This window comes from Serratia sp. TSA_7 (assembly GCF_052692135.1).
On record NZ_JBQZFU010000012.1, the window covers coordinates 1 to 14,686 of the forward strand.

A 14,686-nucleotide genomic window follows, 5' to 3' on the forward strand; every position below is an offset into this window, starting at 1 on the left:
ATTCCTCTGTAGTTCAGTCGGTAGAACGGCGGACTGTTAATCCGTATGTCACTGGTTCGAGTCCAGTCAGAGGAGCCATATTAGAGAAGCCCGCTCAGGGAAACCTGAGCGGGCTTTTTGCTTTTTGGCGTTTTTGACCGACGGTTATGGGCGAGGGGTGGACCTCAAAAGATTGAAATACGCCAGGCAAAGTCGCTACTTTTAGACGCATCAATAATTCAGGATTTCCTTTTGCCCTATCCCTGACATCTGAACTTAGCCTTACACCAGAACCCAGTAATTAGCCCAGCACACTCATACTGGTCAAACGCGCCTCATGGCTTCATAACGATGCGGCCAAGCGGTTTCGCTGTCTCGGCGAATTCGTGGGCCGCAGCAGCGTTGGCCAGGGGGAAGATGCGGTCAATGACAACCCTGATGCGCCCTGCCGCCACAGCCTGCAACATGTCGTCCACACTTGCCCGAACTCCAGGCCTTTCAAAAAGGGGCCCCATAAATACCCCCATGAGTGTCTGGTTAGACTGCATTGGCGGCCACAAGTCGACAGTCAGGCTACCACCGCCGGCATTACCGACGAAGACGAGACGTCCTTCCGGAGCGAGTGCAGAAAGCGAAGCAGGCAACGTCGTCCCCACCGGATCGATGACGAGGTCAACACCGGTGCCATCGGTGTACTGTCGGACACTGTCCACGACGTTATTCTCTGCACGATCCACGACATGATCGGCACCCAGTTCAAGCAACCGGCCTCTTCGCTGCGTTCCGCTTGCCACGGCGATGACCGTCGCGCCTGCTTGTGAGGCAAGCTGAACGGCTGCGAGCCCCACACCACCCGCTGCTGCCTGAATAAGGACGGTTTCTCCCTGCCGGAGCATGCCTCGTGTGAAAAGACAATGATGCGCGGTTCCAAAAGAAATCGGCAACACAGCCGCTTCTGCCATATCCACCCCATCGGGTATAAGCCAGGTTCGTTCCGCGGGCACAGCCCAACGTTCCGCATGTGATCCCTGCATGTTAAAAGCGGCGACTCTGTCCCCAACCGCACGGCTACGGACTTTCGATCCGACCGCAATAACTGTGCCCGCAGCCGCATAGCCGACGATCCATGAAGGAAGAGGCGGCGGAGTTGAACGGCGGTTGATCAGATCTCCACCCTCAATCGAGATAGCCTCGACAGAAATCAGGATGTCGTCAGGCCCTGTGACCGGATCTGGGATATCGACATATTTCAGGACGCCGGGAGCGCCTTCCACGTCATAAACCGCTGCTTTCATAAATTTTCCTTTGTCTCATCAGTCAATCCAGACCCGTCCGGCAAACCATCCCGATCCGGCATATAGCACGTCAGAAATCTCTCTGATGCCTCTACAGGCAGCGCGGGCTGCCCTGTTGAATTTTCGACGGGCGGAAAGACCCGTAACGCTTAGGGCAGCCTGGCAATCACCTTAATCTCAAACTTGAACCCGTAAAGCCACGTCACGCCGATCCCGGTCAACGTAGGGTAAGGCGCTTCCCCCCAATATTCTGGCAGGATACTCCAGATAGCATCGAGGTTTGACTCGGGATCGACGACAAAGAGGGTAACGTCAACCACGTCACCGAACGTGCAGCCCGCAGCCGTGAGAACAGCATTAAGGTTATCGAATGCCAGCCTGACCTGCGCTTTTAGATCGTGCTCAGGCGAACCATCCTCGCGGCTACCCACCTGCCCCGAAACGAACAAGAAACCGTTGGATTTGATCGCCGGTGAATAGCGATTGCGCTCATAGAGCGCCTGCCGACCGATAGGAAAAACTGCTTCGCGTGCTGTCATGTTTGTACCTTTGCAATGGGGCGAAATCTACCCGGTGAACATCAAGACACTTTACAGGTGCCAGATCGGGTGGATAAACAAGCGACTTTGTTCATCATTGTTTGTAAAATCCAAACAATCGGTGAAAAGAGAGGATAAGGAATGGATCGTTTCGATGCGATGCGCGCCTTTGCTCGCGTGGTGGAGGCCGGTAGCTTCACAAAGGCTGCCCAAACGCTTCATATAAGCAAAACTACGGTGACGCAACTCATTCAGCAATTGGAAGCGCGCCTGCGTGTCAAGTTGCTCCATCGCACCACCCGCAAGCTCGGTGTGACTCCCGATGGCGCGGTCTACTACGAACGCGTCATCCGCCTGCTGGCGGACATGGAAGATGCTGAAAACAGCCTGTCCAGTGCGGCGATTACGCCCAGGGGACGGCTACGGGTGGATGTGCCCAGTCCGCTGGCCCGCCTCATCCTGGTGCCGGCGCTACCGGCTTTCCACGCACGCTACCCTGATATCCAGTTCGACATGGGCGTGAGTGACCGGGTGGTGGATCTGATCGGCGACAACGTGGATTGCGTCCTGCGCGGTGGCGAAATCAACGACCTGTCCCTAATCGCACGCCATGTCGGCGATTTGCAAATCGGTGTCTACGTCGCCCCCAGTTATGTGGAACGCCTTGGAGCCCCTGCGCACCCGCGCGAGCTGGAAAACACCGACCATCGCATCGTGGGTTTTTTGTCCTCACGTACCGGCAAGGTTGATCCTCTGGTGCTGCGTAGTGAAAGTGAACATATTGAAATCACGGGCAACTATGTACTTGCCGTGGATGATGGCAATGCTTACCTCGAAGCTGGGTTAGCCGGGTTAGGCGTGATTGCGCTGCCAGTCTATATGGCGACAGCACATCAGGCTTGTGGCTCCTTGATTCCGCTATTTGAACATTGGCGTATTAATCCAATGCCCCTGTACCTGGCATTTCCGCCGAACCGCCATGTCAACGCCAAACTGCGAGTTTTTATTGATTGGATCGTTGAATTGATGCAGCAGCATGTCCCCCATTCCAACAATAAGTAACGACGTCCCGGCCATTCGCTCATCAGCGTCGATTGGTGGTCATTCTGGTGGTCTTGACAGCAAGGGAATTCAGATTCAGCTTACTTATTCGCCAGTTACTGGCAAAGGCGATCCCAGTCAGAGAAGCCATATTAGAGAAGCCCGCTTAGGAAACTAAGCGGACTTTTTGCTTTTTGGCGTTTTTGACCGACGGTTATGAGCGAGGAGCGGACATTGGCGAAGAACAGAATGGGAGAAGGGTATCACCCAGCAGTATCGTCTAAGACTTCATAGAAAAGCCACTTACGTGGCTTTGAGTTGAGTTCCTGGTTCTGGCTCCTTTATCTTGGAGGGCGCAAGCCTATCATTCGCTACCAGCATGAGCCGATTAAGATACTTGTCTATACAGTCGGGATGGTGCCGCCATCTATCACATATTCAGTGCCGGTGATGGTGGCTGCATAAGATGACGCGAGGAAGGCAATGAGATTCGCCACCTCAATGGGCTTTGACGGACGCCCCAGTGGAATGCCACCGAGGGCATTCATGATGATCTGCTTACCGCCTTCGTAATCCGTTCCCGCCTGCTGCGCCAGCCGTTCCGCCAGTGCCACCGAAGCTTCGGTTTCGATCCAGCCGGGCGCAACGCGCACCACCCGAACCCCCTTCGGCGATACCTCTTTCGACAGGCTTTTGCTGTACGCTGACAGCGCCGCTTTAGCTGCCGCATAGCCGGTGGTCGATTCCGGTAGCGGCAGTTCACGCTGGATAGAGGTGACGTGAATGATCACCCCGCTCCCCTGCGCCAGCATCCCTGGCAACAGCGCACGATCCAGGCGTACCGCAGGCAACAGATTGAGATTGAGTTCCTGTTGCCACTCCTCTTCGCCCAACGCCGCAAAGCCACCGCCGGGTGCGGTAGAACCGCCCGCCACATGGACGATGACGTCGACTCCTCCCAGATGCGCCTGAACGGCTTCCGCTACTGAGGTACAGCCTTTGACCGTGGTCAGGTCCGCCGCCACGAAGACGTCCGCAATACATTCCGTGGGCGCGTGGCGCGCAGTGGTTAACACCCTGGCGCCCTGCTGTTTTAACAGCCCGACGACCGCCTTACCGACGCCTTTGGTGCCTGCGGTAACCAGCACGCGTTTACCCTGGAAATCAAGATCCAATGGCATCAGAGAATCTCCAGGGTGTTGATCTTGTCGCCGACCAGGCCGAAAGCATGCTTAAGCTCTACCGGGCTGCCGGGAAAGTTACCGACGACATTCGAGGCGACCGTCACCCGCTCGCCTTCGGCAAGAACCTGAATCGGCTCAACGCTGTAGTCAAACGTGGCCTGCGCGGCACGTTGCCATGCTTCGATCGCCGCATGCCCCTGATGGGTTTTACCTTCGTCGATCACGACGGCATTGGCGGTAAAACACTGCTTAACGTTGGCGATATCGGCACCATTGCTGATCGAGAAGTAGGTAGAGATAGCGTACGGTAGTGATAATGACATGGCTCTGTACTCCCGTTATTTACAGTACGGATATCTTCAACATAGACTTTGAAATTGACAAGTACGCACGAAAAAGTGAGTTACTGCATTATGAGTAAGTTATATAGCCCGGAATCGGCCGCAAGCGGCGTGGAGCAGGTCCTGCGGCTGCTGGAAGGCCGCTGGAAATTAATCATTCTTTTTCATCTTTTCGACGGGAAAGTACAGCGCTATTCCGATTTTGAAAAACTGATCCCCGGCATTTCGCAGAAGATGCTGGCGCAGCAACTGCGACAGCTGGAAGCCGACGGGATCGTGTCGCGGACGGTGTACCCCCAGGTGCCGCCGAAAGTGGAATATCGACTCACTGAATGGGGGCAAGCGCTGTGCCCTGCTCTCGATGCAATGCTGAAATGGGCGGAAAAACGCGAGGTTTAACCGGCCCAAAGCTTAGTCGATTGAGACGTTACCTGATTGCGTTGATTCTCGGGACACAGAAATTGCCGAAGTAGCAAGAGTGGCCGGTTCCGGTTTACTGCTGCACCATAGACCTTATCGACGTCCGCTCCCGGCACCAAGCCGTTGGCCGGACCTGTACCGGCCGGCTCTGAGTGAGGAGCCGACTGAGGGGGCCATAGGGTAAATAGCCCAGTGAACAGGCAAAAGGTGGAATAATAAATTTAATGCCAGAGGGTTCACCTAAAACGCTCGGCAAGACAGGCATAGCACCCCTGTTTTGCATTATGTATCTGGATATAACTGATCGCCGGGTCATTGAAAAAACGGCCTATCAGATTTTCTGCAGACTTTCCTTCACAGAGATCCGCTTGTCTTAGAAAATGGTTTTCGTCGTAAGCCCGCAATGAAAGGATCCGACTTGTCATAACTTCAGGTAACTCATTGATGTAGATACCCTGCTCAGTACATCCCTCCCAGATGTATATTGCATGAGAGCCGAAATAAGGGGTATCGGCCGGTTGGTATATATGGTTAATCAGAAGCGCGTTTTCTCCAGCAGGGATATCACGCAACGAAATTCTGTCAGGGTAGCCAGGATAGCTATCCACTGTATTTCTTACTGCACCCTGTCTTTTTAGATAGGACTCGCTCTGCCCGAAAAGATGGGTAAACTGCCCGGCTTGCAGGCCTGAAATTTTGTATCCCATAACTTTCTCCCGCTGTTGTCATAAATACAGTAGCTTTCATTCTCGGGAGGTGCTCGCTGTTTTAGGACATGTAAACAGCGGTGATGCAGCTGTATAAAAGCGGACTCTATACAATTGAAAGTGATGCTTTTAAGAGGCGCTCCCCTCCTACTTACCCTAATGAAAGATACTGTAAGCTGTGCAGGGCGTACGCGAATATAGTGCATGTTCGACTGCCCATTTTGATGAGCCCCAAAGCCAGCAGTTCAAAAAACTGAGTATCGAAGACCAGGTAAAAGAGAGTGCCGGACAGAAATACTGGATTTTTATCTGTTCAGAACACTGAATGAAGCTCGGGAAATCACAGAGCGCTGGCTGGCAGAATATAACAGCGAACGGCCTCATGAATCCCTGAATAACCTGACGCCGGAAAGTACCGACTGATAGCTGAAAGCCCGGAAATCTCAAAAAGTGCATGGAATTAAAGCTGGGATACTTACACAACCATTGGCGGTCCTTCTGGTGGTCTTGACCGGAAGAGAGTTCAGGTTCGGTTTGTTTATCAGCCAATTACTGGCAAAAGCGATCCCAGTCAGAGGAGCCAAATTAGAAAAGCCCGCTCAGGTTTGCCTGAGCGGGCTTTTTGCTTTTCCGTTTGGGGGAAAAGTGACATGTTTTTCAGCTTAGCGTTTCGGCTCGAAAGCCTGATGACAGGCGCCCCATCGTCACTTTCACGTTGTTCGTTCTGCGCGTGACAGGGCACGCTTGCCGTCTTGCTCATTGCTTACCGGCGGGAAACATGCACCCGCCATTGCGAACCAGCGCCTTCACCTCTTCGCTCACTTCCACGGGGTTTCGGCTTAGTCGATCAACCCACTCCTTGCGGTGCAGCACGTACGACTTCGAATCGTGCTTCGCGCTCCAAAGGACGATGTTAAGCATGACAGGAATGAGGTCGAGGCCTTTCTCGGTCAGAGTGTATAAATCCTTGCGCCCGTCGTCGGGGCTGGGTGCCCTTGCAAGAATCCCCTGCTGCTCAAGAAAGGCAAGCCGGGAAGCCAGGACATTGGTCGCAATGCCCTCTTCCGATTTCATAAACTCGCCATAGGTCTTCTTGCCGGTAAAAACGATGTCGCGAATGATCAAGAGCGACCACCGGTCGCCGAAGATCTCCACGCCGTAATTTACCGCGCAATGGGACCGAATTTCTTTATTCGTCGTTTTCATGGCGAGATCTTACATCGCTTGTCTATCGCAAGCAAACCCCTCTCTTTTTCTCACTTGTTTTTTACAAGTTATTTTACTTGTTTATTGCAAGTGACAAGACTAGCATGACCTGTACGTTGAGTCCGGTTGCGGGATCGCCCCTGCAATCCATGAATGATTAACCCCCTATCCGTAAGGAAATTGCACATGAGCACTATCAGCATCATCGGCTCCGGCGGCATGGCGGCGGCGATCGGCGGTCTTGCCGCCAGGGTCGGACACCTCGTCGAGGTAATGAGTCGCGATGCGGCCAAGGCGCGGGCACTGGCCGAAAAGATCGGAACCGGTGCAACGACAGGAACCTTCGGCGCCACCCCGGCCGGGGACATCGTCATCCTGGCGGTTCCCTACTCCGCCGTTCTCGACGTGCTGAAGCAGTACGGCGAAAAGCTGGCGGGCAAGCTTCTTATCGACATCACCAACCCCATCAAACCCGACTTCTCGGGCTTCCTGACACCTGAAGACAGTTTCGGCGCGCTGGAGATCGCCAAGGCCGCCCCTGCCGATGCGGATATCGTCAAGGCATTCAACACCCAGTTTTCCCACGTGCTGGCCGTGGGTTCAGTCAAAGGTCAGCTGCTGGACGTGTTCATCGCCGGGGATAACGCGCAGGCGAAGGCACACGTCTCGGCGTTCATCGAAAGCCTCGGGCTGCGCCCGCTGGATACCGGGCCACTGTTCATGGCGCGGACGCTGGAGCACGCCTGCATGCTGTGTCTGGGCCTCATGACCCACTCCGTCAGGCACACCAACTTCTCGATCGGCGTCAGCCTTCTCGGTTGAGCGCACGACACCACTCATATCGCACCTAAAAGGAAAATATCATGCACGTTTTAGTCACTGGCGGGACCGGCCATATCGGCTCGTACATCATCCCCGAGCTTATCGCCGCCGGCCACGAGGTCACCGGCCTGGCCAGGTCGGATAAGTCCGCCGCTGTGGTGTCCGCACTCGGCGCCAAAGTGCGTCGCGGGGATATTTCCGATCTGGATGGGCTCAAGGCGGCTGCGGCTGCGTCCGATGGCGTCATCCACGTCGCGCACAGGCAAGACCTGCTTCCCGTCGGCGGTATTGACGCCGTGGCCGCAGCGGAACTCCAGATCATGCTCGCGTACGGCGAGGCATTGGCCGGAACCGGAAAACCGCTGGTCGTTTCGGGGAGCATTGGCTCGCCCACGAACCTGGGCTGGACGGCGCCCGGGGCCAGCTTCCTCGACCGACCGGCGACCGAAGAAGACCCGGCCCTTCCCGGTGGCGATACGTACAAGGGCTCCCTGCGGGTTCGTAACGTCGTGGAACTCGCGGTAATCGGCCTTGCGGAGCGCGGCGTGCGATCCTCGATCGTGCGGATCCCGACTATCGCGCACAGCATGACCGACAATACCGGGTTCCTCCCGCTGCTGATTGGCCTCGCCAAGGAGAAGGGTGTCATCGGCTACCCTGGAGACGGCGCAAACCTGTGGCCGGCGGTGCATGCCCGCGACCTCGCCGCGCTGTTCCGCCTGGCGCTGGAGAAGGGGCCGGCCGGCAAAACCTGGCATGGGCTCGAGAGCGAGGGCATCCCATTCCGCGAGATCGCCGAGGCCATTGGCAGCCGTCTGGGCCTGCCTGCGGTGAGCATTCCCACCGACGAACTAATGCTACCGGGATACTTTGGGTTCCTCGCGAATCTGGTCACGCTGAACCTCCCGGCGTCCAACCTCATCACCCGCCAGACGCTCGGCTGGGAAACCGCCCAACCCGGGCTGCTCGCCGATTTGGATAACGGTCATTACTTCCCTGCCAATTGAGCTGGAACAGGGATTCGGGTCGCAACGAGCCTGGCAGACGGCAATACCCTGCCCCGGCCGGGCAAAGACTTTGTCGACCCGACGATGGCATCAGGGATGACGCGAGAGGCTCGACGCACACGACATATCAACCGGGAATGCCCGTTTAGCGATTACGGGCAATACCCCAACTCACGAGGAATCTGCATATGAGCACTATCAGCATCATAGGATCAGGCGGCATGGCCACGGCTATCGCCAAGCGTACCGCCAAGGCTGGACATACCACCCTTGAGGTGATCGGCCGCGACACTGCCAAGGCTCAGGCGCTGGCCGACCAGCTGGCAGCCGGCGTGACCCTAGGGACGTACGGCGCCACGCCGGCGGGCGACATCGTCATTCTCGCTGTGCCTTACAGCAGCGTTGCGGCGGTGGTAGCCGACTTTGGCGAAGCGCTCGACAACAAGGTGATCATCGACATCACGAACCCGGTTGCCCCCGACCTCTCGGGCCTCGTCACTCCCCACGGCAGTTCCGCGGCACAGGAGATCGCCAAGCTCCTCCCCGCCGACGCGCATGTCGTGAAGGCGTTCAATACCCTCTTCGGCCACGTACTGGCCAAGGGCGGACGCCTAGACGCATTCATCGCAGCCGACGATGCGCAGGCGAAGGCACGCGTCTCGACCTTTCTCGAAAGCCTCGGGTTGCGTCCGTTCGATGTCGGCGGCCTGCAAATGGCCCAGACGCTGGAGTCGCTCGGCCTGATGATGATCGGCCTGGCCAAGAATGGCGCCGGTAGCTGGGACATCGCCATGAAAGTCGATATCGGCTGAATCAGACACCACAGCTTCACCGGCACCGGCACCGGCGCGGGCCGCCGAGAAAGCCGCAAGCGCCAGTCCAGGCGGAGCCTAACGTCGCTGCAGGACCAATGGCGGCCATTTGGGTGATCTTGACAGGCGGGATGTTTTTATTAGTTATCAGACAATTAGTGGCAATGGCGTTCCCGGTCAGAGGAGCCCTATTAGATAAGCCCGCTTAGGGAAACTTAAGTGGGCTTTTCGGTTTTTGGCGTTTTTGACCGGCGGTTATGAGCGAGAAGCGGACCTATCATTATGGTGTGTTTATCAACGGGGAGTAGCTTTGCTTGAATACTTCAGTCGGCACCACGGGCAAGCTCATCTATTGTTTGACCAAAAACTCGATGGTAGTTAACGCTCTTGATAACCTGGGCACCGAGAGACTCATAAAACTTCTGTGCCAATGAATCTGCTGCCACCGATAACCAATCGAGTTGAAAGCACCCCCGCTCTTGAGCACGGCTTGCTATAAAACCCATCAGCTTTCTGCCAACTCCTGCCCTTCTGAAAGGTGCAGAAACAAAAAGCTCTTTGATAAACATTTGCCCACTGAAACGTGGTGAGGGGTACATCACTGAAACACATGAAAACGCAGCTATGACGCCATCACAAACCACTTTGTGAACTTCAGTACTCGAGTTGGCTGCAAAGACCTTATCCTTCAGATAAGCGGACATGTCACTCCTGGACAGGCAAAGTTTTTGGTTATAGTAGGTTTCCATTTCGATAAAAATATCAGCCAAATCATCATATTCGTATGGTTTGCAGATGGTGATATCCATGTATGCCCCCTAAGAAAAATGTAATGATTTATCATGGCTTAACGACAAGTCAAAGTGGTGGAGCTATCACCAAAGATCTCTACAGCGCATCTTTAAAACCGCCTAGAGCGCTAATGTTTGCTATTAGCATTTAGCTGCTGGCAGCAGCTTTGAGCGAAATGCAGACCTGCAATTACTGTCTGCGTTTCCACTCATCGACTACATCACCTAAAGTTTTTGGAATATCATTACGTATCCAGGCCATAAATTCTCGATTAAATCGAAAGTCATCCCCACACTCTTTAATCATGAAACGACGGAGATTTTGAGTGTTTTTGTAGTTTTTATCAACATTCGTAGCGCGTGTAAGCAATGAGTTATGCCAATCTATTTTCAATTTACAATCCCACTGTAATGATTCATTTTTTAGCGTTCGTTTCGTACCCGAAATTGTCTAAATGTTGAATTCATCGCCTGTTAAGAGCGATAAGCCGAAGTCACTGCATATGCGACGAGGAGCGCCATTCTATTTTCTTAAGCAATATTAGCCTCATATAAACGCTCCCTACCGTCATGGACGGTGAGTGAAGATATCATCTAAATATTACAGCACTCATCCTGTCCGTTTTTTTAGTAGATAATGGGCTTAAGGACATATTTAAGTGAAAGAATAAGCTTGTTTTGAAATTAATTGCTATCAACTCAGTATTTCTGCCACTCTTTGACCGAAGGTTGTGGGATCTTGCAACATCATGAGATGACCCGTTGAAGGCATGACAGTAACACTTTTCGCGTGCTGAGTTGCCCAGTCGGGAACATCCCAGCCACTCGCTGAATATTCACCTGCCAGTAAATGCACAGGGACCGAAGTAAACACGGTTTTGACCAGAGTTTGATAGCCAAGGTCCCCGGTGACCTCGACAACCGACCGGGCCATGGCATGCGGCATTGAAACTGGCTGATGTTTACGCGATATGTATTCTGTCAGCCCGCGGATCGATTCCGGAACCCTCCAACCAGATTTCTGGTGAATCTTGCATCTCCGCCAACATGGATTCGACTTGCGTTAACGTCATTTTCGCGATGGTGGATGTCCAGAACGCATCTTTAAGAGAGAAAGCAAGCGCAAAAAATTCCTCTCGTTGGGCAACGATAGAGCGCCAAATCATCAGTTGATTCCGTAGTGCTGACGACCGGCCTCATGCTTCAGACTGCTCTCTTACATGATTGATATAATCCATGTTAAATAATTTCCGAGATTTAATAACGCCGAAACACCAGTGGATCAGTTTCCTCATTAAGGCGCCTTAAGTTCAATAAAGCTAAAACGTACGTTAATGACGTAACTGAATGACCTATAAAAAATAATAGGCATAGGCGAGTACCCTAAAATGGTGTTTTTTAATCGAAAATGGTGTTTGACAGGCACCATTATCTACTAATCGACATTTAAAACGTCAATTTCCCTCATATCGTACACCTTCGTACGGTTGGCCATCAAACCCCAATAATTCATTGACTCTAACCAATTAGCTATCAAAAAAACCTTTCACCAAGAATTCCTTCTTCCTAACTGTAGGCTCAGATCGGTGAGTATGAATTTCAATGCTAATTATTTGCAGATTATGTTTTTCTTTTTTAACAGTTAAATTAATATTTTGTTAAAAATGTTTTTTTAGTTATTTATTCTGAAATCATACAATTAGTAAAAATTTAAAAAGTAATTTAACCGAAAAAATAAAAAAAAGTGGAATGGTTGAAAAAAAAAGCTAGATTTAAATTTATGTATGAACCTCACAAGCACATTCTTCGATAATTAATGAAGCACGAATATGGGTTATTATTTTATAAAAATTGCACAATAACACCTTAATGTATAAACATATATATTAAGTGGATGCGCTCAACAACTAAATGGTGTGTTGCGATAATTATTTGATAAATATAAGTTTAAACCAGTAAAAATCCTACTTCATAGAATGCGATATTGATTGCATCCTGAAATGGTGTGCCAAAATTCACAAAAATAAGTTTCGACCAGTTCGGTGTGATTTGAAGCCAAAGACAATAAGGCAGAATCAAAACCTGTTGATGATCACTCCTACAGGACGTGGCTTTCAATTAGTAATTTTGATTATTTATTTTATAAAAATCAAGGGGAGGGGGGGGGGGTAAAAATGAAAAGTATTTTATTTTGTATGTGCACATTATTTTTAACAGCGTGCTCTGATCTTTCAGTTGTACGTGACACATCAGCACGACTCACCAAGGCAAACAATACCTGGAGCGCTGTCGGTGCTGAATTACCATCATCTTGCCAACGTGAAGCTAGGCTCAATGTAAATGTTTTGAATTGTGACGATGCAACCTCTACCGCTGAAGGGATTGATGCGGCAAACAAGATATTGGGTGAATATTTTAGAGCACTAATGGATGTTGCCACCGAGTCAAACTTTACTATACAGCCAGGGCTTGATAAAGCAACAAAATCCGTTTCACAAATACCAGGAATTAAAAAAGAAAGAGTCATAGCAGTTTCTGGATTGGTTGGTTTAATTACACAACTGACTCTAAATGGAGTACGAGAGCATACCCTTTATCAACTTATACATGATGGGGCACCATATGCGAAAAGTGTCATAAGCGGGTTAAGTGAAGTGTTAGTTACACGACTTACTAACCGATTGGATAATGAAAAAATACAGGTTATTGGTTTTTATAGCGGAAAATTGGCTTATCAAAGAGATGAAATCATACTTAACTCATTTGAAACATGTAATGGTGCAAAACCTGCAAATTTAAGTGCCACTGGTTTTTTACTAGTACAAGATTATTGTACACGGATTGAAGTCATTGAAGCCCGTAAAAAAGCAATTTTAACTTATCAAGCCTCACTCCAAGATGCAAGTGAGGCTCTGACTGAGCTTCAGTCCGCAGGAACAAAGCTCGATACTCGTGAGCTTGCCAAAAAGCTCTACAAAATAGGTGTTGATTTAGACACTAAAATTGACACTCTTAATAAAGCTTTTAATTAAGCGAGGATAACATGTCAGTTTCAGATGATATTTATAAAGTGGCTTTGCTATGTACCAACAGTGCACAAAACGTTCTTTTCGCTCAACTAAATCTTGGGGTAAGACCATACGATGAAAATGAATCACTATTATGGGAACAGAAGTTTACACGCCTACAGGGGCAATTAAACAGCCTTACAGCACTTAACATCAAGTTAATATCAGCCTCAATTTCTGCTGCCCTTTCTTCTTATACTGAAGAACTCAAAAAAATTGGAAATATAGCAGAGGATGCTGAAATTAAAATAAATAGCATAAAGGATGTTGCGACTCTATTGACTAAAGTATCTGCAGTTCTAGATTTAGGTCTGGCAATACTAGCAGCAGCTGCTGCGCCATCGCCAGCAACAATTGGCTTAGTTTTGTCGGCCGGAGAGACAGTAGCTGGACTATGAAACAAGATCCTATATGTTGAAACTTTAAAGGCCGCTGAGGAAAGTACTCCTCATCGGCCTCTTCATTATGCTAACTATAGTAGCGTACAGATTTTGGCTATCTTAATATGAGGTGCGACATGTCCGCTCCTGTCACTTGCCTGACCTTGGTAGCTAGAAGCGGAAGTTAGAACTGAAAAATACATTCCTGGCATCAGCGAGTCGGGCATTTCAGAATCGCACCTGGAGACTTAGTCAATCCAGGCTGGGTGAAATTTTTATTTCAGTGATGGGCAACGTTGTCGCACAAGAGCAATACGGGCAGTATGGGAGGCGCGGGATGCTACCTGAAACAATAATAAATAAGGGATTTTAATGTTCCGAAAATCGACTCTGATAACTTTACCTCTGCTGATGACGTCGGTATTCCTGCTGACTGGATGCCCCCCAGCACCGGATCTAACTCAGTGGCAGCGTCCTGATACGGATATCGATGGCGTACGCCTCGCGATGGGTAAATGCGGCGTACAACTCCCCGGCTCCGATATCCCCAAAACGGATAATGAGTCCGTTCTGTATTACCAATGCATGGAAAACATGGGGTTTACCCGTAAAGACGGATTCAAAATTTGCAGCGTTCGCGTTTACCAAGATACACCAGCCTGCCTCCAGCAAGAACAAGGGCATCCCTTGAGTCAGAGTCAGCTAGAAGCGCTGCCTTTTGTCGCAGACCGAGGGTTTCATCCGATTAAGCCGTATTCCGGCGTGAGCGAGTTTTCCTTGATTACCTGGCGTAAAATGGGAGCTTCACTGCATTTTTCTCATGAAGTTGAAAACGACAAACAAGCACTGGCAGTGATGTATCAATGCGGTTATCCGCAACCTTTGGGCTCGACGCCTTACGTGCCTACGCTGCGCAAAGCCGCTGATGTTCAGCGATGCATGCTGGATAAAGGTTTCGAGCCGAAAAACAAACTCAATCTGGTATGTCGCAATTACCCGCAGGTCACTGGCTGCCCAAAAACATAACTCTCCCCCATAGATGATATCTGAGGAAATTTTTTGGCCGATGATGGGATTTTTTCCAAGGCGACATA

The 14,686-nt window shown here is 51.0% G+C and carries 18 protein-coding genes, 1 tRNA gene and 1 pseudogene; 11 read left to right on the forward strand and 9 right to left on the reverse strand.

Annotation, left to right across the window (positions count from 1 at the left end; all coding sequences use genetic code 11):
* Positions 1-2 precede the first annotated feature (2 nt).
* Positions 3-78: transfer RNA gene (locus tag ACUTQW_RS23380), tRNA-Asn, on the forward strand.
* A 236-nt stretch (positions 79-314) separates the two neighbouring features.
* Here ACUTQW_RS23380 and ACUTQW_RS23385 read toward each other — a convergent pair.
* Both ACUTQW_RS23385 and ACUTQW_RS23390 read right to left on the reverse strand, forming a co-directional pair.
* On the reverse strand, positions 315-1,274 hold the full coding sequence (locus tag ACUTQW_RS23385) for a quinone oxidoreductase family protein (protein WP_198640536.1): 960 nt from the start codon (positions 1,272-1,274) through the stop codon (positions 315-317).
* A gap of 149 nt (positions 1,275-1,423) precedes the next feature.
* Complete coding sequence (locus ACUTQW_RS23390; RefSeq protein WP_198640537.1) at positions 1,424-1,813, reverse strand: RidA family protein; 390 nt, start codon at positions 1,811-1,813, stop codon at positions 1,424-1,426.
* A gap of 141 nt (positions 1,814-1,954) precedes the next feature.
* Here ACUTQW_RS23390 and ACUTQW_RS23395 point away from each other — a divergent pair, with 141 nt between their 5' ends.
* A complete protein-coding gene (locus ACUTQW_RS23395; protein ID WP_198640538.1) occupies positions 1,955-2,875 on the forward strand; it encodes a LysR family transcriptional regulator in 921 nt (306 codons plus the stop codon).
* A gap of 380 nt (positions 2,876-3,255) precedes the next feature.
* Here the strand turns inward: ACUTQW_RS23395 and ACUTQW_RS23400 are convergent, their stop codons facing one another.
* Together ACUTQW_RS23400 and ACUTQW_RS23405 are read right to left on the reverse strand one after the other, a co-directional pair.
* On the reverse strand, positions 3,256-4,035 hold the full coding sequence (locus tag ACUTQW_RS23400) for an SDR family oxidoreductase (protein ID WP_122290159.1): 780 nt from the start codon (positions 4,033-4,035) through the stop codon (positions 3,256-3,258).
* On the reverse strand, positions 4,035-4,361 hold the full coding sequence (locus ACUTQW_RS23405) for a nuclear transport factor 2 family protein (protein ID WP_235195893.1): 327 nt from the start codon (positions 4,359-4,361) through the stop codon (positions 4,035-4,037). The genes ACUTQW_RS23400 and ACUTQW_RS23405 overlap by 1 nt, the downstream gene beginning before the upstream one ends.
* A gap of 90 nt (positions 4,362-4,451) precedes the next feature.
* On the opposite strand from ACUTQW_RS23405, the gene ACUTQW_RS23410 reads away from it, so the two are divergent.
* Positions 4,452-4,778 carry a winged helix-turn-helix transcriptional regulator gene (locus tag ACUTQW_RS23410; RefSeq protein ID WP_122290186.1) on the forward strand — a complete coding sequence of 109 codons (327 nt, stop codon included), beginning with the start codon at positions 4,452-4,454 and terminating at the stop codon, positions 4,776-4,778.
* Positions 4,779-5,035: 257 nt separating this feature from the next.
* Here ACUTQW_RS23410 and ACUTQW_RS23415 read toward each other — a convergent pair whose 3' ends face one another.
* Positions 5,036-5,506 carry a DUF1203 domain-containing protein gene (locus ACUTQW_RS23415; protein ID WP_020453886.1) on the reverse strand — a complete coding sequence of 157 codons (471 nt, stop codon included), beginning with the start codon at positions 5,504-5,506 and terminating at the stop codon, positions 5,036-5,038.
* A 255-nt stretch (positions 5,507-5,761) separates the two neighbouring features.
* Between ACUTQW_RS23415 and ACUTQW_RS23420 the strand changes: the two are divergent.
* Both ACUTQW_RS23420 and ACUTQW_RS23425 read left to right on the forward strand, forming a co-directional pair.
* Positions 5,762-5,970, forward strand: a pseudogene (locus ACUTQW_RS23420) (integrase core domain-containing protein); the annotation flags it as partial.
* The gene (locus ACUTQW_RS23425) at positions 5,957-6,172 is read left to right on the forward strand and encodes a hypothetical protein (protein ID WP_100220759.1); all 216 of its coding nucleotides are present in this window, start codon (positions 5,957-5,959) and stop codon (positions 6,170-6,172) included. The pseudogene ACUTQW_RS23420 and the gene ACUTQW_RS23425, both read left to right, overlap by 14 nt.
* A gap of 90 nt (positions 6,173-6,262) precedes the next feature.
* On the opposite strand, the gene ACUTQW_RS23430 is transcribed toward ACUTQW_RS23425, so the two are convergent.
* The gene (locus ACUTQW_RS23430; protein WP_037431214.1) at positions 6,263-6,712 is read right to left on the reverse strand and encodes a winged helix-turn-helix transcriptional regulator; all 450 of its coding nucleotides are present in this window, start codon (positions 6,710-6,712) and stop codon (positions 6,263-6,265) included.
* Positions 6,713-6,898: 186 nt separating this feature from the next.
* On the opposite strand from ACUTQW_RS23430, the gene ACUTQW_RS23435 reads away from it, so the two are divergent.
* From ACUTQW_RS23435 to ACUTQW_RS23445, 3 genes are all read left to right on the forward strand, one after another.
* A complete protein-coding gene (locus tag ACUTQW_RS23435; RefSeq protein WP_006326389.1) occupies positions 6,899-7,534 on the forward strand; it encodes an NADPH-dependent F420 reductase in 636 nt (211 codons plus the stop codon).
* A 41-nt stretch (positions 7,535-7,575) separates the two neighbouring features.
* On the forward strand, positions 7,576-8,541 hold the full coding sequence (locus ACUTQW_RS23440) for an SDR family oxidoreductase (protein ID WP_006326391.1): 966 nt from the start codon (positions 7,576-7,578) through the stop codon (positions 8,539-8,541).
* Between the two features lie 182 nt (positions 8,542-8,723).
* Positions 8,724-9,353 (forward strand): NADPH-dependent F420 reductase, encoded by a 630-nt coding sequence (locus ACUTQW_RS23445; protein ID WP_269812611.1) that lies wholly within the window; start codon positions 8,724-8,726, stop codon positions 9,351-9,353.
* A 323-nt stretch (positions 9,354-9,676) separates the two neighbouring features.
* On the opposite strand, the gene ACUTQW_RS23450 is transcribed toward ACUTQW_RS23445, so the two are convergent.
* The 3 genes from ACUTQW_RS23450 to ACUTQW_RS23460 form a co-directional block, all read right to left on the reverse strand.
* On the reverse strand, positions 9,677-10,162 hold the full coding sequence (locus ACUTQW_RS23450; protein ID WP_052028169.1) for a GNAT family N-acetyltransferase: 486 nt from the start codon (positions 10,160-10,162) through the stop codon (positions 9,677-9,679).
* A 172-nt stretch (positions 10,163-10,334) separates the two neighbouring features.
* On the reverse strand, positions 10,335-10,538 hold the full coding sequence (locus ACUTQW_RS23455; RefSeq protein WP_071531458.1) for a DUF6434 domain-containing protein: 204 nt from the start codon (positions 10,536-10,538) through the stop codon (positions 10,335-10,337).
* Positions 10,539-11,106: 568 nt separating this feature from the next.
* Positions 11,107-11,310: a hypothetical protein gene (locus tag ACUTQW_RS23460; RefSeq protein ID WP_006326394.1), complete on the reverse strand. Its 204-nt coding sequence runs from the start codon at positions 11,308-11,310 to the stop codon at positions 11,107-11,109.
* A gap of 1,008 nt (positions 11,311-12,318) precedes the next feature.
* Between ACUTQW_RS23460 and ACUTQW_RS23465 the strand changes: the two genes are divergently transcribed.
* From ACUTQW_RS23465 to ACUTQW_RS23475, 3 genes are all read left to right on the forward strand, one after another.
* Entirely contained in the window at positions 12,319-13,176 is an 858-nt protein-coding gene (locus ACUTQW_RS23465) for a hypothetical protein (protein ID WP_006326396.1), read from the forward strand.
* Between the two features lie 11 nt (positions 13,177-13,187).
* Positions 13,188-13,610, forward strand: a complete 423-nt coding sequence (locus ACUTQW_RS23470) for a hypothetical protein (RefSeq protein WP_145917156.1) — start codon at positions 13,188-13,190, stop codon at positions 13,608-13,610.
* Positions 13,611-13,964: 354 nt separating this feature from the next.
* A complete protein-coding gene (locus ACUTQW_RS23475; RefSeq protein WP_006326398.1) occupies positions 13,965-14,618 on the forward strand; it encodes a hypothetical protein in 654 nt (217 codons plus the stop codon).
* Positions 14,619-14,686 lie beyond the last annotated feature (68 nt).